This is a genomic window from Methylorubrum salsuginis, from assembly GCF_900114375.1.
GTDB classification, from domain to species: Bacteria; Pseudomonadota; Alphaproteobacteria; order Rhizobiales; family Beijerinckiaceae; genus Methylobacterium; species Methylobacterium salsuginis.
In genome coordinates this window covers 1-19,659 of the sequence record NZ_FOSV01000038.1, presented here as the reverse complement: position 1 = coordinate 19,659, position 19,659 = coordinate 1, and the positions used below count along the sequence as shown (strand labels likewise).

The window sequence follows — 19,659 nt, the reverse complement described above, 5'->3', positions numbered from 1 at the left end:
AGTGGGTCGCCAAGGTCGGACCGCAGATCCAGTACATCGCACCCGGCTCGCCGTGGGAGAACGGGTACTGCGAAAGCTTCAACGGCAAGCTTCGTGATGAGTGCCTACGTCAAGAAATCTTCTACTCGTTGAGGGAGGCGCAGACTGTGATCGCCCTCTGGCAGAACACCTATAACCGCGTCCGGCCGCACTCGTCGCTGGGCTACCGGCCACCTGCGCCCGTCACCGTCCCGGATCGAGCCTTCCGGCTACCCATGGCCGCCACCATGCAGTAGCCTCTCAATCGGCTCGGTCCAAAATGCCGGTCAGGTCAATGGCATCTTCGACGCGAAATTTTATACCAATCGGCATGGTTCATAATCGATAGGCCCATCCGTTTTACCTCTCGACCGACGCCGCTCTCATCCAGGCGGACCCCGAACCGCGCGAGCAGCCAAGCGGCCAAGTCCCTTCAGCCGCCGGCGGACCACGCCATGCCACTGAAGGTCCGCCCCTTCCTCGATGACGGCTGTAAAGGCCTGCCGCTGCGCATCGTCGAGCTTGAACCGCCTTTCGAGCTTTTTGTGCTCGATCAGGCCGTCCGGCCCGGCCGCGTCGAAGGCCAGAGCCCAGTTGCGCACCGTCTGCAAGCCGACCGCGCCGATCCGGACGCCTTGAGTGCGGCTGGCTCCGTCGTAGATCGCGGCTAGCGTCGGAAGGCGCCGGCTCTGAACGGCATCGCGGCTCGCTTGGGCCAGACGATGCAGGGCATCGGCATCAAAGTCCTCGCGCTCGAGCCCACGGCCTTCGACATGCCAAACCTCCTGGCTCGCCTCATCGAATCACACCTGCCGCTCGCGCGTGAACCCGTGAGTCCAACCGCGCCGATTGGTATGAGTCCGCGGGCGCGCCGGCGCTCGAGGCCAGGAGAGAACGCGAGGCGCCTGCGGGAAGCGCTCGCCTTGGGATTTGTTGACGACCTGCGGGGGTGCCGCTATAGGACGCGCTCCGCGACCGGCCGCTTGCAGTGACCGGGCGCTTCGCCATTGCCAATCATTCAGGCTGCGCCGACCGACACGGGGAAGAACCCGGCTCCGGTCGCTGCCGCCGCGACCAGACGAGGATGCCCCCATGGCCAACACCGTGTCGGCCAAGAAGATGACCCGCAAGATCGCCAAGCGCACGGCGATCAACCGCTCGCGCACCTCGCGGATGCGTACCTTCGTCCGCAAGGTCGAGGAGGCCATCGCCTCCGGCGACCAGAACAACGCGCTCGCCGCGCTCCGCGCCGCCGAGCCGGAGATCATGCGCGCTGCCCAGCACGGCATCGTTCACAAGAACAACGCCTCCCGCAAGGTCTCGCGCCTCGCCGCCCGGGTGAAGGCCATCGCCGCCTGAGGGCCCCTCCCCCGGTCGTACGACCGGGTGACATCGATACGGACGACCCAAGCCCGGCCGAGTGCCGGGCTTTTTTGTTGCGCCGAAGGCACCCCGCCAGGACGCGGAGCCCGGCCGCCCCTTCGCCATGCACCGGACTCTGCGCCTTCTCCACAGCGGCCGCGCACTTGTCCCAGGTTGCCCCTTGCGCCGGCCGAATCCGCCTTCCGCAAGGTTCCGTTAACCACGTTGACAACGTTAACGACTCCTCGGTGCGGGTCCGAGCGTGTAGCTTAATGAAACCTTGCGGAGCTCGGCGCCCCACAAGGTCAACACCGGCCGCACGCGAGTCTTCCCCAAGATGCCCTCATGATGCTCTCATGCCTTCGACTCCGGGGGTGCCGTTCACGACTCCGTGCCAGCGAAGAAGTTGTCCCCGATCGTCCCGTTGTTAGGAGAACGATAGAGGATTGTTGATACACAGCCTTCTTGAGCGATAGCCGCCGGCCTGCCTCTTGACACGCCGCGGAGTTCATCGGGTGCCGCCTCCGTAATCGGGTGGGCCCTCTCGTTTTGTACTGCGTACGCAGCCGTCCGGTCCGCCGGGCGGCTGCGAGGAGAGTTTCGATGCACCTCGACGGCAGCATGGCGGACGGCGGGAATGGCGGAGATGGGCGGGGCGTCGATGTCTCCGCGGCCTGGGGACGGGTGAAGCGGCGCCTGCGGGCCGAACTCGGCGAGGACGTGTTCGCGAGCTGGTTCGCCCGGCTCGAACTGGAAGACGTGTCCGGCGGCGTCGCCCGCCTCACCGTGCCGACCCGCTTCCTCAAGAGCTGGATCGAATCGCACTATCTCGACCGGGTGCTCACCACCTTCCGGGCCGAGGCCGAGGGCGTCGGCCGGATCGAGGTCGGCGTGCGCGGCGCGTCCGCACCCGCCCGCCCGGCTCCGACCTCCGGCAAGCCGAGCCCGACCAGCGGCCCGCTGACGCGGCTCCACGCCACCGCGACGCAAGCGGCGCTCCAGGGCCCCGGCCCGATGGTCGAGACCGAGATCGCCGCGCCCCGCGGCGAGGCCGGTACGGTCGATCTCAACGGCGCGCCGCTTGATGCGCGCCTCACCTTCGCGAGCTTCGTCGTCGGTCGCTCCAACGCTCTGGCGCATGCCGCTGCCGAGCGCATCGCCCGCAACGACGGCGAGGGCGCGCTCTACAACCCGCTCTACGTCCATGCCGGCGTGGGCCTGGGCAAGACGCACCTGCTGCATGCGGCGGGGCACGCCGCCCGCGAGGCGGGCCGGCGCGTCATCTATCTGACTGCCGACCGCTTCATGTACGGCTTCGTCAACGCCCTGAAGACCCAGAGCGCGCTGGCCTTCAAGGAGAAGCTGCGGGCGATCGACCTGCTGATCCTCGACGACGTGCAATTCATCCAGGGCAAGTCGATCCAGACCGAGTTCGGCCACACGCTCAACGCCCTGATCGATTCCGGCCGCCAGGTGGTCGTCGCCTCCGACCGTCCGCCGACCGAGCTGGAGACGCTGGACGAGCGGGTGCGTTCGCGCCTCGCGGGCGGTCTCGTGGTTGAGATCGGTAATCTGGACGAGGGGCTTCGCACCTCGATCCTGTCGGCGCGGCTCGCGGCCGTCCGCCAGAGCCACCCGAATTTCGAGGTCTCGCCCCAGGTCTCGTCCTACGTGGCCCGCGCCATCACGGCCAACGGTCGCGACCTCGAAGGCGCGGTCAACCGGCTGCTGGCGCATGCCACGCTCACCGGCGCCCCGGTGACGGTCGAGACCGCCGAATCGGCGATCCGCGACCTCGTGAAGAACCGCGAGCCCAAGCGCGTGAAGATCGAGGACATCCAGAAGCTGGTGGCCTCGCGCTACAACGTCTCGCGCTCCGACATCCTGTCCGAGCGCCGCACTGCCGCCGTGGTCAAGCCGCGCCAGATCGCCATGTACCTGTCTAAGGTGCTGACGCTGCGCTCGCTCCCCGAGATCGGGCGCCGCTTCGGCGGGCGCGACCACACCACGGTGCTCCACGCCGTGCGCAAGATCGAGAAGCAGATCGGCGAGGACGCGGTGCTGGGGGACGAGGTCGAGCTGCTGAAGCGGATGCTTCAGGACTGACGGCGCCGTTGCATCGTCCCGGCCAACGGATCCGGGACGATGCATGATGACTTCGCCCCCGATGACCGTTTCGGGTGACGGGAGATCGGTTCGGACGTGAGCCCGAGCCGATCCCCGAAAAATCACTCGGCCGCCTGCCGCGTCGCCTCGCGGAACGGATGGGCCGGGTAGGTGCCGAGGACGCGCAGTTCGCGGGAGAAGTAGCGCAGTTCGTCGAGCGCCCGGCGCAGGCCGTCGTCCTCCGGGTGGCCGTCGACCTCGGCGTAGAACTGGGTCGCGGTGAACTGCCCCTCGACCATGTAGCTCTCGAGCTTCGACATGTTGACGCCGTTGGTCGCGAAGCCCCCGAGCGCCTTGTAGAGGGCGGCCGGGATATTGCGGACCCGGAAGATGAAGCTCGTCACGGTCGGATCCCCGCCGGGCTCCGGCAGCACCGGCTCGGGCGAGAACACGACGAAGCGGGTGGTGTTGTGCGCCTCGTCCTCGACGTCGCGCTCGAGGATGTCGAGGCCGTAGACCTCCGCCGCCATGGCCGGCGCCAGCGCTGCGCGGGTCGGGTCGCGCAACTCGGCCACCTCGCGGGCGGCGCCCGCGGTGTCGCCGGCCACCACCGGCTTCACACCGAGCCGCCGGACGATGCGGCGGCACTGGCCGAGCGCGTGGATGTGGCTGTGTACGGACTTGATGCCCTCCAGCGGGGCGCCCGGCAGCACCATCAGCTGGAAGTGGATCGGCAGGAAGTGCTCGGCGACGATGTGCAGCCGCGAGGTCGGGATCAGGTGGTGGATGTCGGCGACGCGGCCCGCGATCGAGTTCTCGATCGGGATCATGGCAAGCGCCGCCTGCCCCTCGTTCACCGCCGCGAAGGCGTCCTCGAAGGTCGGGCAGGCCAGATAGGTCCAGCCCGGATAGGCCTGGGCGCAGATGATGTGCGAGTTGGCGCCGGGCTCGCCCTGATAGGCGATGGTGCGGTCGGTCATGGGCTGATGCTTCAGTTCAGGCGGCGGGCGGAGAGCAGCGCCCGGGCGCGTTCGAGATCGGCCGGCGTGTCGACGCCGAGCGGCAGGTCGGTGACCAGGGTGGCGTCGATGCGCATCCCGGCTTCCAGGGCGCGCAGCTGTTCCAGCTTCTCGCGCCGTTCGAGTTCGCCCTGCGGCAGGCTCACGAAGCGGCGCAACGCCTTCCGGCGATAGGCGTAGAGGCCGATATGGTGGAACAAAGGCCCCTCCCCCCACGGCGCGCGGGCCCGGGTGAAGGCGAGCGCCCGCAGGCGGTTCGAGGCCACGTGGTGGCCGATGATCTTGACGACGTTCGGGTCGTCCGCCTCCCCCGCCCGCTCGATCAGGGCGGCCAGCGTGGCGATGTCGACGGCTGCATCCGCCAGCGGCGTCACCGCGGCGGCGATGATGCCGGGATCGATCGTCGGCAGGTCGCCCTGCACGTTGACGACGACGTCGTGATGGCCCTCCGGATCGACGATCTCCAGGGCTTCCGCGAGGCGGTCGGAGCCGGACGGATGGTCGGGCGAGGTCATGACGGCCAGGCCGCCGCGGGATTCGATCGCCTCGACGATTTCGGGCGCATCGGTGGCGACCACCACCGGGCCGACGCCGGATTCCACGGCGCGGCGCCAGACATGGACGATCATCGGCTCGCCCGCGATGTCGGCGAGCGGCTTGTTCGGCAGGCGCGTCGCGGCGAGACGGGCCGGAATCAGGATCAGCGGATCGGACATCGCCCGGATACGGCCTCGCGCGGGTGGCGTCGGGCGAGGCTCTAACAGGCAGGGCCGGGCTTGTCATGACGGTGCGCCGCGGGACACGGCGGCGCGAAAACCGTTTCAGAACCCCTCGTGCGACAGCACGCAGCGCGCGCGGCCCATTGTCAAGATCGGTTCCAAACGGCTAATCACCCTGGCACTCTTCCAATGTCCGGCGTCTTGCCCGTCGGGCCGCCATCCGCCGGGCCCTCTCCCCGCGCGCCGGAGCTGTCGAGCATGGATTCCTTCGAACTGAACAAGGTCGCCGGCGCGGTACTCGGCGCCTTGTTGTTCGCGGTCGGGTCGGGCTTCGTGGCGGAGCTGATCTATCACCCGAAACCCGCAGGCAACGCGGGCTACCCGCTGCCCGAGCCGGAGCCGAAGGCGGCTTCCGCCGCCGCCGCGCCGAAGGCCGAGCCGATCGCCGTGCGGCTCGCCAGCGCCGACGCCGAGAAGGGCAAGGGCGGCACCAAGGCCTGCCAGGCCTGCCACAGCTTCGAGAAGGGCGGCCCGAACAAGGTCGGCCCCGACCTGTGGGACGTGGTGGAGCGCCAGAAGGCGCATGCCGCCGGCTTCGAATATTCCGCCGGCCTGAAGGAGAAGGGCGGCACGTGGACCTACGAGGATCTCGACCACTTCCTCGAGAATCCGAAGGGCTACATCAAGGGCACCAAGATGGCGTTCGCGGGCATCGGTTCGCCGACCGAGCGCGCCAACGTGATCGCCTATCTGCGCACGCTCTCCGACAGCCCGAAGCCGCTCCCGGCCGCCGAGAAGAAGGACGAGGCCAAGCCGGCCGAGAAGGCCGCCGAAAAGCCGGCCGAGGCGAAGCCCGACGCCAAGCCCGACGCTAAGCCGGCCGAGACGAAGCCGGCCGAGACCAAGGCGCCCGAGAGCGCCACCGGCGACAAGGACAAGAAGCCCGCGACCAACGCCCCGCAGGGCAACCAGGGCGACGGCAAGGACACCGCCCGCACCGTGCCGGCCCCCGAGAAGCAACCGCAGCAGAACGAGGTCGCCCCGTCGCAGCCGGACATCGCCAAGCCGACCGGCGGCACCGACGCGAAGCAACAGCCCACCGCGCCCGAGACCCCGCCCGCCACGGACAAGCCGGCCGAGGCACCCAAACCCTGATCGTTGCGTCCGCGGACGTGGCCGAAGGCCGGACCGAAAGGTCCGGCCTTTTTCGTCTCGGAAGACCTGCGCGGACTGGACCGCTTGGCGCGTCGTCCCCGCCGTCCTAGAACGTCGGCGAGAAATTGTCGTTGTTCATGAACGATCGGGAGAACGCGCCAACGTGACGGACCACGCCGTGATCGCACGCCGCAGCTTCCTCGCCGGAGCCCTCGCCGCCCTCGGACTCCGCGGTCCGGCCCTGGCCCAGGAGCCCGCGGAATCTGCGGCGAAGGCCTCGGCGCAAGGGGCGGCTCAAGGGATGCCCGGCAGCTGGCGCCACGCCCTGACGCTGCTCGGCGAGCCGAAATACGGCCCCGACTTCGAGCATTTCGAGTATGCCGACCCGAAGGCGCCCGTCGGCGGCCTCGTGCGGCTGGGCGCGCAGGGCGGGTTCGACAACCTCAACATGATCGTCAACGGCCTGAAAGGCGATCTCGAAGGCGGCATCACCCAGATCTACGACACGCTGATGGAGGATTCGGGCGACGAGCCGTTCTCCTCCTACGGCCAGCTGGCGGAAGCCGTGCGGATCGCCCCGGACGGCCTATCGGTCGCCTACCGCCTCCGCCCGGGCGCCCGCTGGCACGACGACACGCCGCTGACCGTCGAGGACGTGATCTGGTCGTTCGATACGCTCAAGGCCAACAGCCCGTTCTACGCCGCCTACTACCACAGCGTCGCGAAGGCCGAGGCCACCGGCGAGCGCGAGGTCACCTTCCGCTTCTCCGAAGCCGGCAACCGCGAACTGCCGCAGGTGCTCGGCCAGATGCAGGTGCTCCCGAAACACTGGTGGACGGCCAAGGACGCCAACGGCAAGCCCCGCAACCCGACCGAGACCACGCTGGAAATCCCGCTGGGCTCCGGCCCTTACCGCTTGGCCAAGATCGATGCCGGACGCTACGCGATCTACGAGCGCGTCGCCGATTACTGGGGCAAGGATCTGCCGGTGAACCGGGGCCGCAACAACTTCGGCACGATCCGCTTCGAGTACTTTCGCGACGGGTCGGTGCTCTTGGAGGCGCTCAAGGGCGACCTCTACGATTTCCGCACCGAGAACATCGCCCGCAACTGGGCGACCCAGTACGACGACTTCCCCGCCGTCAAGGAAGGCCGCCTGATCAAGGAGGAGTTCCCCGGGCGCGGGACCGGCATCATGCAGGCCTTCGTGTTCAACCTGCGCCGGGACAAGTTCAAGGACGAGCGGGTGCGCCGCGCCTTCAACCTCGCCATGAACTTCGAGGAGATGAACCGGCAGCTCTTCTACGGGCAGTACCAGCGCATCGATTCCTACTTCTTCGGCTCCGAACTTGCGGCGTCCGGCCTGCCCGAGGGGATCGAGCGGGCGATCCTGGAGGGGGTGAAGGACAAGCTCCCGCCCAAGGTCTTCACCGAGCCCTACAAGAACCCGGTCAACGACACGCCCGAGGCCGTGCGGGCGAACCTGCGCCAGGCCGTCGGCCTGTTGAAGGAAGCGGGCTACGAGCTGAAGGGCGGCCAGATGGTGTCGAAAGCCACCGGCGAGCCGCTGACGGTCGAGTTCCTCGAATTCCAGAATGTGTTCGAGCGGGTGATCCTGCCGTTTGCCGCGCAATTGAAGCTCATCGGCATCGGATCGAGCGTGCGGGTGATCGATCAGGCGCAGTACCAGAACCGGCTGCGCAGCTTCGATTTCGACATCACCACCTCGAGCTGGCCGGAATCGCTCTCGCCGGGCAACGAGCAGCGCGAATATTGGGGCTCGGCCTCCGCCGACAAGCCGGGCTCGCGCAACATCGCCGGCATCAAGGATGCCGGGATCGATGCGCTCATCGAGAAGCTGATCTTTGCCAGCGACCGCGAGACGCTCGTGGCGGCCACGCGGGCGCTCGACCGCGCGCTCCTGTCCCACAACTATCTCGTGCCGCAATGGTCCTCGCCGGTGACGCGCACGATCCGCTGGAACCGCTTCAGTCATCCGCCGGTGCTGCCGAAATACGGCGCGTCGGGCTTCCCGACGACGTGGTGGTACGACGAGGCCCTGGCCAGGAAGACGGGAGCGCCGCGTTGAGCGGCGCCCCCACGCGCCGCGGCCTCGTCCTCGGCACCGGAGCGCTCGCGCTCGCCGCCGCCCTCCCCCGCTCCGTCCACGCCGCGGCCACCGGCCCGAGCCACGGCCTGTCGAGCTTCGGCGAACTGAAATACGGGCCGGACTTCCCGAATTTCGACTACGTGAACCCGATGGCGCCCCGCGGCGGGCGCTTCTCGACGCAGATCACGCAGACCTTCGGCAATCAGGCCTTCGACACCTTCGACACGCTCAACCCGTTCGTCTTCCGCGGCAACGGCGCGGCCGGGCTGAACTTCACCTTCGACAGCCTGATGGTGCGCGCGCTCGACGAGCCGGACGCCCTCTACGGGCTGATCGCCCGCACGGTGGAGACAAGCCCGGACGGCCTGAGCCAGCGCTTCCGCCTGCGGCCGCAGGCGCGGTTCCAGGACGGCTCGAAGCTCACCGCCCGCGACGTGGCGTTCTCGCTGAAGATCCTGCGCGACAAGGGCCATCCGGCGATCTCGCAGGAGATCCTCGACCTTGAAGACGCGACGCCCGAGGCCGACGACGTGGTGCTGGTGCGCTACAAGGCCGGCTACGCCCGCGACCTGCCGCAGACGGTGGCCAGCCTCCCCATCTTCTCCGAGGCGTGGTGGAAGGGTCGCGACTTCGAGGCCTCGACGCTGGAGGAGCCGCTGGGCTCCGGCCCCTACCGGGTCGGGCGAATGGATGTCGGCCGCTTCATCGAGCTGGAGCGGGTGCCGGATTACTGGGCCGCCGACCTGCCGGTGAATGTCGGGCGCAACAATTTCGAGTCCCTGCGCTACGAGTATTTCCGCGACCGCCAAGCGGCGTTCGAGGCGTTCAAGAGCGGCGCCTTCACCTATCGCGAGGAGTTCACCTCCTCGATCTGGGCCAACGGCTACGATTTTCCCGCAGCCCGCGAGGGCCGGGTGAAGCGGGTGACGCTGCCCAACAACGCGCCGGCCGCGATCCAGGGTTGGTGGTTCAACACCCGTCGCGAGGTGTTCCGGGATCCGCGGGTGCGCGAGGCGATCGGGCTGTGCTTCGATTTCGCCTGGACCAACCGCAACCAGATGTTCGACACCTACGTGCGGACGGAATCGTTCTTCGAGCGGTCCGATCTCAAGGCGACCGGCAAGCCCGGCCCGGACGAACTCGCCCTGCTCGAACCCTTGCGCGACGCGCATCCGGGCGACGTGCCGGCCGAGGTGTTCGGCGAGGCCTGGGTGATGCCGTCCAGCGACGGCTCGGGCCAGGACCGGGCGCTGCTCGGCCGCGCCAACGCGCTCCTGAAGGAGGCCGGCTGCACCCGCGACGGCAGCGTGTTCAGGCTGCCGGGCGGCGCGCCCATCGCCTTCGAGTTCCTCGACAACGACCCGATCTGGGAAGCCCGCACCCAGCCCTTCATCCGCAACCTCGCCCGGCTCGGCATCCAGGCGCGCCAGCGCATCGTCGATGCCTCGCAATATCAGTTGCGGGTGCGCGACTTCGACTTCGACATCGTGGTCCGCAACGCCTCGCAGGGCGCGACGCCGGGGCCGGAGCTGCGCACGAGCTTCGGCTCGGCCGCCGCCGCGATCCCCGGCACCAACAACATCGCCGGCATCAAGAATCCGGCGGCCGATGCCCTGATCGAGAAGGCGGTCACCGCCGCCTCGCGGGCGCAGCTGGAGGCCGCCTGCCGCGCGCTCGACCGGGTGCTGCGCGCGGGCCGCTACTGGATTCCGATGTGGTACGCCCCGAGCTACCGGCTCGCGACTTGGGACGTGTTCGGCCATCCGGCGACGCCGCCGGCCTACGGCCTCGGGACCCCCGATCTCTGGTGGTACGACCCGGACAAAGCCCGGCGGATCGGCCGGGACTGAGGCAAACATGATCGGCTACATCCTGCGGCGCCTCGCCCTCATGGTCCCGACCATCTTCGGGATCATGCTGATCACCTTCGCGATCATCCAGTTCGCCCCCGGCGGCCCGGTCGAGCGCGTGCTCGCCCAGCTTCAGGGCCAGCAGGAGGGCTCCCTGAGCCGCATCACCGGCGGCCAGGGCGATCTCGGCGGCGGCGCGAAAAGCGGCGGCTCGGAGAACGCCAAGTATCGCGGCGCGCAAGGGCTCGACCCGGCCTTCATCAAGAAGCTGGAGGCGCAGTTCGGCTTCGACAAGCCGGCGCCCGAGCGCTTCGCCAAGATGCTGTGGGACTATGCCCGGTTCGATTTCGGCCGCAGCTACTTCCGCGACGTGAGCGTGCTGCAGCTGATCAAGGAGAAGCTGCCGGTCTCGGTCTCGCTGGGTCTCTGGATGACGCTGATCTCCTACGCGATCTCGATTCCGCTGGGCATCCGCAAGGCGGTCTCCGACGGCTCGCGCTTCGATGTCTGGACCTCGGCGGTCGTCATCGTCGGCTACGCGATCCCGAGCTTCCTGTTCGGCATCCTGCTGATCATCCTGTTCGCGGGCGGCTCCTTCGTGCAGATCTTCCCGATCCGCGGCCTGACCTCGGAGAATTTCGAGTCCCTGAGCCTGTGGGGCAAGGCGCTCGATTACGCGTGGCATCTCGCGCTCCCGCTCACCGCCCTGGTGCTCGGCGCCTTCGCGACCTCGACGCTGCTGACGAAGAACTCGTTCCTCGACGAGATCCGCAAGCAATACGTGCTGACCGCCCGGATGAAGGGCCTGACCGAACGCGGCGTCCTCTACGGCCACGTCTTCCGCAACGCGATGCTCATCGTCATCGCCGGCTTCCCCGGCGCCTTCATCACCGCCTTCTTCACCGGCTCGCTGCTGATCGAGACGATCTTTTCCCTCGACGGGCTGGGGCTGCTGTCGTTCACCTCCATCGTCGGGCGCGACTATCCGGTGGTGTTCGCTACGCTCTACATTTTTTCGTTGCTGGGGCTCGCCGTGAACCTGCTCTCGGATCTGATCTATACGTGGATCGATCCGCGGATCGACTTTTCCGCCAAGGCGGCGTGACATCCGGGAGCGGTCACGGTTCGCTGTCGGCCGATGGCTCTCGGCCCTCCGCACGCCACCGTCACGGCCCGATCCCCAGGCCTATTTCGGACACGCGATGCCCGTCCCCGCGTCTTGGCACAGAGGTGGATCGGTCCGTCCGAGAAGCGGGCAGTCTCTCGACCTGACGGACCGTCCCCTTGGGATACAGTCCCGCAGCGACGGATGAGGCCGCTGCGGGATATATCCGAGAAACGTCAGGCGATGAGGAAGTCGCCCGCCTTCAGCTCCCCCTTGTTTTCGACCACGGCGAAGAGCTGCGCGCCGGCCTTGCCCGAGCCATCCGCGTCGTAGAACACTTCGCCGGTCGCCTGCTTGTAGAGAATCCGGTCGTCAGCATCGACCTTGGCATGGTCGATCGCCTTGAACGCACTCTCTGCGAGTTGGCCCGGCGCGAGGGCCGAGAAGATGAGCTTGGACAGTTCGATCATGTCACGGGGGTCCCCCGGGTCCTGGCTACCGTAAATGTAGATTTGATCGACGTTGTCTCTGCCGAGCTTTGTCGAAAACACGTAGGTGTCCGCTCCGGGTCCACCAAACAGATGGTCATTGCCGAGTCCGCCGTCGATACGGTTGTTCCCGGCGTCTGCATAGATCTCCTGCCCGAACTCGTTACCGGTGAGACTGATGTTGCGCGCATCCTCCGGTTCGGCGGCCCATAGCCTCTCGATTTCCTGTCCCGCGAGGAGCGTGTAGGACACGTGCGTCTTGACGATGTCGTCTCCTCGGCCCACATCCTCCAGGACCCGATCTTTTGTATTGTCGACGATGTAGACGTCGTCGCCGCCGTTAGCGCGCATTACATCCGCGCCCGCCCCGCCATCGAGCCAATTGACACCTTCGTTACCGATCAAGGTGTTGGCGAACTCGTTGCCGGTCAGGTCAAGTGAGGTCTTGCCCGTCGAGGACGAGAGAACGAGATCCTCGATCTCCTGTCCTTTGGCCAGGGTATAGGTCACGGTCGACAGTATGCCGTCCTGTCCCTGCCCTTGGACCTCGAAAACTTGGTCTCCGGTATTGTCGACGAGATAGAGATCGTCGCCTTTCAGGCCGTAGAGTTTATCCGCGCCGCCACCTCCGTTGAGGATATTTCGGCCGGCATTTCCGACGAGGGTGTTGTCGAATTCGTTGCCGGTCAAGTTCAGCCCCGTCGCGCCGGTCGAGGGAGCGAGTTCGAGCCGTTCCACCTCCTGACCCTTGTCCAGGCTGTAAGTCACCGTGCTGACGACGGTGTCGACCCCCTGCCCCTTCGCTTCGAAGACCTGATCGAAGGAGGAATCGACATAATAACGGTCATTCCCGCCCTTTCCGGAGAGCATGTCGTCGCCGGTACCGCCGTCCAGCCGGTTGTGACCGGCATTCCCGACGAGGGCGTTGTCGAATTCGTTGCCGGTCAGGTTGAGCGCTGCCTTGCTGTCGGGCTTGGCGAGGTGAAGCGACTCGATCTCCTGGCCCTTGGCCAGTGCATAGCTCACGGTCGAGAACACCGTGTCGTTGCCCTGGCCCTTCGCCTCGATCACCCGATCCTTTGCGCTGTCGACGACGTATCGGTCGTCGCCGGCCAGGCCGCTCAGCGTATCGGCACCCCCCTTCCCGTCGAGCCGGTTGTTGCCGGCATTGCCGATGAGGGTGTTGGCGAAGCCGTTGCCGTCGAGGTTCAAGGCGGCCCGACCCGTCGTCGAAGCGAGCCGGAGCGTCTCGACCGAGCTGCCCTCGAGCAGACCGTAGCTCACGGTGGAGATCACCGTGTCGTTGCCCTGACCGTTCACTTCGCCGACGAGATCCTTCCGGTTGTCGACGAGATAGGTATCGTTGCCTTCCTTGCCGATCATGACGTCGGCTCCGCCACCGCCGTCGATCCGGTTGGCGGCCGCATTGCCGACGATCTTGTCGTCGGCTTTGCCGCCGATGGCATTCTCGATCGTGACCCGGTTGGCGATGGTGTAGCCGCCGTGGACGGCATTGCCCTTGATCGCCGAGACGTAGCCGCCGGCCTTGGGGCCGGTCAGGGGCGCGGCCTGAAGATTGATGGTCGCCGCCCGGTTCGAGCCCTCGTTGCTGATCGTGTCGATGCCGCCGGCATCCCAGATGCTCGACCAGAACGTTCCGACCTTGTCGGCCTGCGGCAGGCGATAGGTGTCGTTCCCGGTGCGATAGGTCATGTTCGCCCCGTAGAGGTGCTGCAGGGCCGCGATGTCGAGGGCCATCGGCGTTCCCTCGAACCCGAAATTCGCCGCAGCGTTCGGGGCGTAGGATTGACCGATATTGTTGTAGCTCATCATCGTATTCAAACCGATGTTGAGATCGTCGTCGCCGGTGTCCCTCGCGAAGTCGACGGTGCCGTCCGGTTTCAGCAGCGGCCCGCCTTCGGCGTCATACCCATCGACGCCGGGGAAGAGGCTCGATCCGCCGGCATTGTCGTGCGGATGAGACAGGCCGAGACCGTGGCCGAGTTCGTGAATGATGGTGGCGAAGCTGTAGCCCCCCTGGCTGAGCTGACCGTACCAGTTGGGATGCGCCCCGATGCTGAACAGACCGGTGCCCGGGGGCGGGCCGTCGGCAAGCTGCAGGCCCGGAGGGACCATGAACGCGACGAGCTGTTCCGCGCCGGGAATCGACCCCTTTATCAGACCGAGGTTCAAATTCGCGCCTTCCGGGTCGGCGGCTTCCGCGAAGGACACATTGGCAACGTTGGAAAACAACGAGAACGCGAGCTTGAAGGCCGCCTTGTCGGCGGACGTCCAAGGCGCCATGCCCTCGTCGCCTTGGTGGAAGGCGTAGGAGATCGGGCCGCTCTTCTGATCCCAGCGAATCCCGCCGAATATAAGCGAGTCGATATAGACGTTGCTGCTTTTCGGGACAGCAACAGTGCTTACTTTAGCCAAGACAACTACCCCCATTTCTTTTAATGGATAATTCTCCTGTGTTAACAAGTGGTTTTTGTCCAGATCGAGCGCCGCAAACGATGTGACAAATTTTGCGACGATCGGTGTGGGGCGCCGCTCGCCGCGCTTGTCGGTCGGCTTGAGGACGCCGCTTCACACGACCGATGCGACACCGTTTGCCGGCTGACGGGCAGGCTGCTATCGGCCCTCGTCCCCGCGCCCGGATGACGCCTGCCGTGACCGCCCTGCCCCTCGTCATCCGCCCCGAACACCCGGACGACGGCCCGGCGATCGAGCGGCTCCATGCCCGCGCCTTCGGGCCCGGCCGCTTCGCCCGCACGGCCTATCGCCTGCGCGAGGGCACGGTGCCGCTGGCCGATCTCTGCCTGACGGCGCTCGTCGGCACCTATCTCGTCGGCTCGGTGCGGATCGGCCCGGCGGAGGCGGCGGGCGGATCGCTCCTCGTGCTCGGGCCGCTCACCGTCGATCCGAGCTTTTCGGATCGCGGCATCGGCTCGGCGCTGATGCAGGCGAGCCTGGACGCGGCCCGGAGCGCCGGCCACGGCCTCGTCGTGCTGGTCGGCGACGCGCCCTATTACCGCCGCTTCGGATTCGAGCCGGTGCCGCCGGGACGCCTCGTGCTGCCGGGGCCGGTCGATCCGGCCCGCTTCCTCTGGCTCGAATTGCGCGAGGGCGTGAAAGCCGCCCGCTCGGGTGCGATCCGGCCGGTCCGGAAGCGATCCGGCCCCGATCCGATCGGGTAGGATCGGGTGGGCGTTCGCGCTGATCTCACGCTTCGACCACGGCCTTCGCGACCGCGGCGAGGGCGGCCTCGCGCTCGGCCAGGGGACGGTCCGAGCCGGTGAGGTAGACGGCCACCACCTGCGCGGCCCCGTCCGGCGGCCAGAGCACGCCGACATCGTTCGTCGTGCCGCGCTCGCCGGTGCCGGTCTTCTCGCCGATGCGCCAGCCCGGCGGCAACCCGGCCCGCAGCCGCGCCCCGCCGGTGCGGTTGTCGCGCAGCCAGCCGTTCAACCGGTCGCGGGAGGGCTGCGACAGCGCCGAGCCGAGGGTCAGCCCGGCCAGCACCCGCACCATCGCGGCCGGGCTCGTGGTGTCGCGCGGGTCGTCCGGCGCCGCCTCGTTGAGGGTCGGCTCGGTGCGGTCGAGCCGGGTCACCCGGTCGCCGAGGGAACGCAGATGCGCGGTGAGCCCCGGCGGTCCGCCCAGCGCCTGGAGCAGCAGGTTGCCCGCGGTGTTGTCGCTGCGGGTCACCGCCACCTCGCACAGTTCGGCGAGGCTCATGCCGCTCCCGTCGATCCGCGGCTCCGTGACCGGCGAGTACGGCACCAGGGCCTCGCGCCCGAACACGATCCGTCGCTCCAGGCTCTCCTGCCCGCCATCGACCCGCGCCAGCACGGCGGCGGCCGCCAGGACCTTGAAAGTGCTGCATAGGGGGAATCGCTCGTCGATGCGCCGTCCGGTCAATTCGCCGGAGGCCGTGTCGAGCAGGGCGACGCCGAGGCGCCCGCCGACCCGCCCCTCGATTTGCGCCAAAGTATCCTCGAACGGACCGGCGTCCGCCCGCCCGCTTCTCAAGGCGAGACTCAGCGCGGCGAGCCCGCCCCCCAACGCCCCACGTCGCGTGATCATGCGGACCCGATCTCCCTACGCACCGGTCGGCCTTCTTGACGGCCCGCGAGCGGCGGCGGACACCGGAGGCGCCCCTCACGACCGGACTTCACCGTGCCGATTCCCGACGACCGCCTTCCGCCGCCCCGCTTCAACGCGGCCCGCCACTGCCTTGCGGACAATGCGCGGCTTCGCGGCGACAAGACGGCACTGGTGATGGTCGGCGAGGGCCAGGCTTCGCGCCTAACCTATGCCGAGGCCGACCGCGCCGTGCGCGGCATCGCCGCCGGCCTTCTCGGCCTCGGGCTGAAGCCGGGCGATCGGGTGATGATCCGCATGGGCAACGAGGCGGATTATGTCCTCGTCTATTTCGGCGCCCTTGCCGCGGGCCTCGTGGCGCTCCCCTCCTCACCGCAGCTGACGGCGGACGAAGCCGCCTTCCTCATGGACAATGCCGGCGTCGCCGCGGTGGTGGTCGGCCGAGGCTTCGACAGGCCGGCGGAGGCGGGCGGGCGCCTGTGGCTCGATGCCGAGGCGATCGCCGCGATGAAGGCGGGCGAGCCCCTGCCCGACTACGCCGACACTGCCGCCGACGATCCGGCGACCCTGGTCTACACCTCCGGCACAACCAGCCGGCCGAAGGGTGTGCTCCACGCCCATCGCGCCATCTGGGGCCGGCGCCCGATGCACGCCCACTGGCTCGGGCTGACCGAGACCGACGTGATGCTGCATGCCGGCACCATGAACTGGACCTACACGCTCGGTGTCGGCATCACCGACCCCTGGGCCTGCGGCGCCACCACGGTGCTCTACAACGGCCCGCGCGACCGCGGCGTCTGGCCCGGCCTGATCGAAGCCCACGGCGCCACGATCTTCGCTGCCGTGCCGAGCGTGTACCGCCAGATCCTCAAATACGCCGACCTCGCGGCTCACGACCTGTCGGGTCTGCGCCACGGCGTCACCGCGGGCGAGGCGCTGAGCGCCGACCTGCTGGCCGAGTGGACCGCGCGCACCGGCCTGCCGCTCTACGAGGCGCTCGGCATGAGCGAGATCTCCACTTACGTGTCGAGCGGCCCGACGATACCGGTGCGTTCGGGCTCCCCCGGCCGGCCCCAGCCGGGGCGCTGCGTCGCCATCCTGCCCGTCGAGGGCGCGCCCGAGCCGCTGCCGCAGGGCGAAACCGGGCTGCTCGCCGTCCATCGCTCCGAGCCGGGGCTGATGCTTGGATACTGGCAGCGCCCGGAGGAGGAGGCGGCGGTGATGCGCGGCGACTGGTTCGCGGGCGGCGACCTCGCGAGCCTCGACGCAGACGGCTATCTCTGGTTCCACGGCCGCAACGACGACCTCATGAACGCCATGGGCTACCGCGTCTCGCCGGTCGAGGTGGAATCGGCGCTGGCCGCGCATCCCGACGTGGCGGAAGTCGGCGTGACGGAACTCGCCGTACGCGCCGACGTCAGGGTGATCGCCGCCTTCGTGGTGCCCCGCCCCGGCGCGACGCCCGACGCCGATGCGCTGATCGCGTGGTGCAACGAACGGCTCGCCGGCTACAAGTGCCCGCGGGAGATCCGCTTCCTCGAGGCCCTGCCCCGCACCGCCAACGGCAAGGTCCAGCGCAAGCGCTTGGCGGAGCCGTAGGCGCGCTTGTTCGCCGGGGAGCCCACGGCTACAGCGGGGCGCCTCCGCGAAATCGAAAAAGCATGTCCGCGCTGCCGATCTCCGTCTTCATCATCGCCCGGAACGAGGCCGACCGCATCGGCGCGACGATCCGGGCGGTGCGCGACCTGACCGACGACCTCGTGGTGGTAGATTCCGGCTCAACCGACGGCACGCAGGCGCTCGCCGAGAGCCTCGGCGCCCGGGTGATCCACAACGACTGGCCGGGCTACGGCCCGCAGAAGCGCTTCGCCGAGGAGCAGTGCCGCCATCCCTGGGTGCTCAACCTCGACGCCGACGAGGTGGTGCCGCCGGACTTGGCCGAGACGATCCGCGCGGCCTTCGCCGCGGGCGAGCCGACGCACGCGGCGTGGCGCCTCGACATCGCCGAGATCTTTCCCGGCGAGACCCGCCCACACCCCTGGGCCTATGTTCTCAGCCCGGTGCGACTCTACCGCTGGGACCGCAGCCGCTACTCGCCCTCCCCGGTCCACGACCGGGTGGAACTCGGCGCGGGCGTCACCGCGGGCCGGCTGAAGGGACGCATCCACCATTTCTCGGTGCGCTCTCTCGGCGACCAGCTCGACAAGCTCAACCGCTATTCCGACCAGCAGGCCGACGACCTCGACGCCCGCGGCGTCACGATCCCGTCCTGGCGGGTGTTCGTGGAGCTGCCGGGCAACTTCCTCAAGGCCTATTTCGGCCGCCGCCACTTCGTGCGCGGCGTCTACGGCTTCCTGACCGCGATGAACTACGCGATCTCCCGCCACCTGCGCGTGGCCAAGCACTACGAGCGCCGCGTGACGTCCCCACGTGAGAGCGGTGCCCCGCTCCGTTAGGCGGGGTACGGCTCCTGATCCTTGCTTTGCCACGCGCTCCGACGCCGAACCGGCGGCCACTGCGTCGGAGAGCGCTCCGACCGGGTTGACCCGCCGCCCCGGAGCTTCTAGAGCCACAGCGCGGGGAGACGTGGCCGAGAGGCTGAAGGCACTCGTTTGCTAAATGAGCATACCCCTAATAAGGGTATCGAGGGTTCGAATCCCTCCGTCTCCGCCATCTACCCTCAGTCCGGAAAGTGTGTTTTCTGACAACGGGCTGCCGCGCGCGTAGGATCGATTTGTCCTCACACGCGAACCCTGCGGATAAGGCTTTTAGCGCACCGTTTCGATAGCGCGAATCCCCCTGAGGCTAGGGATTGAATTGGGTCATTGCCCGAAGTTCGGTGACTCGCCGTTTCAGAGCAGCTGTCATCTCATATACCGCGACTCGTTTGGAGCCCGGGGTTTGGCTTTTCGCGCGCAGGTTTGCGTGATTCCCTTCAGGAATGGCAGGGCTGATTCTGTCTCCTGACGATTGCGCGCATTTCCTGGTGCTGAAGAGGCGCCAGTTGAACAGTGCCGTGCATCGGCACCTGAACGTGCTTCTGCTCCTCGACGACGGCTGGAGGCCGGCCCGGATCGCGGCGGCGTTGTACTTCGACGAGAGCACGGTGGCCGAGCATCGCACGCTCTACCTTGAGCGCGTCCGTATCGACGTGGTGAGCCTGGGCTATACGGGGCGGATCTCGCGGCTGTCGGCCGATCAGCGGGCCGCCCTGTCGGAGTGAATCGCCGCCGAGGTGTCTCAGACCGCCAAGGCGGTCTACGCGCAGGTCAAGGCCGCCTTCGGCCACGTCTACGCCCCGCACGCCATGGCCGCACCCGGCTCAACCTCAACGGCGCTCTCTCCTGGCCGGATCGCAGCCTGATCCACCATCACGAGGAGACGATCACCGGCGCGGCGATGATCCGCCTGTTCGAGACGCTGGCCGCCCGCCATCCGGCAAGCGAGAGCGTCACGGTCGTGCTCGACAATGCCCGCTACAATCGCTCGCGCGCACTGAAGGCTTGGCTCGACCAGCCCGGTTGCCGGCTGCGACTGGTTGATCTGCCGTCCTACGCACCCAATCTCAACCTGATCGAGCGCTTCCGGCGCTTCATGAAGCGCACGGTGCTGTTCAACAA

16 protein-coding genes, 1 tRNA gene and 1 pseudogene are annotated in these 19,659 nt (G+C 67.9%); 13 read left to right on the top strand and 5 right to left on the bottom strand.

The features are described 5' to 3' along the window. The coding region (locus tag BM140_RS24065) for an integrase core domain-containing protein (protein ID WP_131803949.1) at window positions 1-275 on the top strand (275 nt) is incomplete at its 5' end. 92 nt (window positions 276-367) lie between these two features. Here BM140_RS24065 and BM140_RS25260 read toward each other — a convergent pair. Beyond that, window positions 368-793 (bottom strand): annotated as a pseudogene (locus tag BM140_RS25260) (helix-turn-helix domain-containing protein); the annotation flags it as partial. A gap of 317 nt (window positions 794-1,110) precedes the next feature. Between BM140_RS25260 and rpsT the strand changes: the two are divergent. Further along, on the top strand, window positions 1,111-1,377 hold the full coding sequence (gene rpsT, locus BM140_RS24050; protein WP_056243142.1) for a 30S ribosomal protein S20: 267 nt from the start codon (window positions 1,111-1,113) through the stop codon (window positions 1,375-1,377). Between the two features lie 606 nt (window positions 1,378-1,983). Further along, window positions 1,984-3,486: a chromosomal replication initiator protein DnaA gene (gene dnaA / locus BM140_RS24045; RefSeq protein WP_091951899.1), complete on the top strand. Its 1,503-nt coding sequence runs from the start codon at window positions 1,984-1,986 to the stop codon at window positions 3,484-3,486. 122 nt (window positions 3,487-3,608) lie between these two features. Here dnaA and BM140_RS24040 read toward each other — a convergent pair whose 3' ends face one another. Continuing rightward, complete coding sequence (locus BM140_RS24040; protein WP_091951896.1) at window positions 3,609-4,466, bottom strand: prephenate dehydratase; 858 nt, start codon at window positions 4,464-4,466, stop codon at window positions 3,609-3,611. Window positions 4,467-4,477: 11 nt separating this feature from the next. Continuing rightward, window positions 4,478-5,221 carry a 3-deoxy-manno-octulosonate cytidylyltransferase gene (locus tag BM140_RS24035; protein ID WP_091951893.1) on the bottom strand — a complete coding sequence of 248 codons (744 nt, stop codon included), beginning with the start codon at window positions 5,219-5,221 and terminating at the stop codon, window positions 4,478-4,480. A 261-nt stretch (window positions 5,222-5,482) separates the two neighbouring features. Between BM140_RS24035 and BM140_RS24030 the strand changes: the two genes are divergently transcribed. The 4 genes from BM140_RS24030 (at window position 5,483) to BM140_RS24015 (ending at window position 11,444) form a co-directional block, all read left to right on the top strand. Continuing rightward, complete coding sequence (locus tag BM140_RS24030; protein WP_091951891.1) at window positions 5,483-6,379, top strand: c-type cytochrome; 897 nt, start codon at window positions 5,483-5,485, stop codon at window positions 6,377-6,379. A gap of 163 nt (window positions 6,380-6,542) precedes the next feature. After that, window positions 6,543-8,468 carry an extracellular solute-binding protein gene (locus tag BM140_RS24025; protein WP_091951889.1) on the top strand — a complete coding sequence of 642 codons (1,926 nt, stop codon included), beginning with the start codon at window positions 6,543-6,545 and terminating at the stop codon, window positions 8,466-8,468. Beyond that, window positions 8,465-10,339, top strand: a complete 1,875-nt coding sequence (locus tag BM140_RS24020) for an extracellular solute-binding protein (protein ID WP_091951887.1) — start codon at window positions 8,465-8,467, stop codon at window positions 10,337-10,339. Before BM140_RS24025 ends, BM140_RS24020 begins: the two co-directional genes overlap by 4 nt. Before the next feature lie 7 nt (window positions 10,340-10,346). Beyond that, window positions 10,347-11,444: a microcin C ABC transporter permease YejB gene (locus BM140_RS24015; RefSeq protein WP_091951885.1), complete on the top strand. Its 1,098-nt coding sequence runs from the start codon at window positions 10,347-10,349 to the stop codon at window positions 11,442-11,444. Between the two features lie 236 nt (window positions 11,445-11,680). On the opposite strand, the gene BM140_RS24010 is transcribed toward BM140_RS24015, so the two are convergent. Next, a complete protein-coding gene (locus tag BM140_RS24010; protein WP_131803947.1) occupies window positions 11,681-14,416 on the bottom strand; it encodes a M10 family metallopeptidase in 2,736 nt (911 codons plus the stop codon). A 188-nt stretch (window positions 14,417-14,604) separates the two neighbouring features. On the opposite strand from BM140_RS24010, the gene BM140_RS24005 reads away from it, so the two are divergent. After that, window positions 14,605-15,132: a GNAT family N-acetyltransferase gene (locus BM140_RS24005; RefSeq protein ID WP_091951881.1), complete on the top strand. Its 528-nt coding sequence runs from the start codon at window positions 14,605-14,607 to the stop codon at window positions 15,130-15,132. 25 nt (window positions 15,133-15,157) lie between these two features. Here the strand turns inward: BM140_RS24005 and bla are convergent, their stop codons facing one another. Next, window positions 15,158-16,021 carry a class A beta-lactamase gene (gene bla / locus BM140_RS24000; protein ID WP_091951879.1) on the bottom strand — a complete coding sequence of 288 codons (864 nt, stop codon included), beginning with the start codon at window positions 16,019-16,021 and terminating at the stop codon, window positions 15,158-15,160. 93 nt (window positions 16,022-16,114) lie between these two features. On the opposite strand from bla, the gene BM140_RS23995 reads away from it, so the two are divergent. From BM140_RS23995 to BM140_RS25580, 5 genes are all read left to right on the top strand, one after another. Then, complete coding sequence (locus tag BM140_RS23995; protein WP_091951877.1) at window positions 16,115-17,638, top strand: acetate--CoA ligase; 1,524 nt, start codon at window positions 16,115-16,117, stop codon at window positions 17,636-17,638. A gap of 62 nt (window positions 17,639-17,700) precedes the next feature. Next, window positions 17,701-18,495 carry a glycosyltransferase family 2 protein gene (locus tag BM140_RS23990; RefSeq protein WP_091951875.1) on the top strand — a complete coding sequence of 265 codons (795 nt, stop codon included), beginning with the start codon at window positions 17,701-17,703 and terminating at the stop codon, window positions 18,493-18,495. A gap of 124 nt (window positions 18,496-18,619) precedes the next feature. After that, window positions 18,620-18,712, top strand: a tRNA-Ser gene (locus BM140_RS23985). Window positions 18,713-18,980: 268 nt separating this feature from the next. Then, window positions 18,981-19,262, top strand: coding sequence for a COG3415 family protein (locus BM140_RS23980; protein ID WP_091951872.1), 282 nt, complete (start codon window positions 18,981-18,983; stop codon window positions 19,260-19,262). Continuing rightward, on the top strand, window positions 19,259-19,659 hold a 401-nt coding region (locus tag BM140_RS25580), incomplete at its 3' end, for a transposase (RefSeq protein ID WP_207549508.1). The genes BM140_RS23980 and BM140_RS25580, both read left to right, overlap by 4 nt.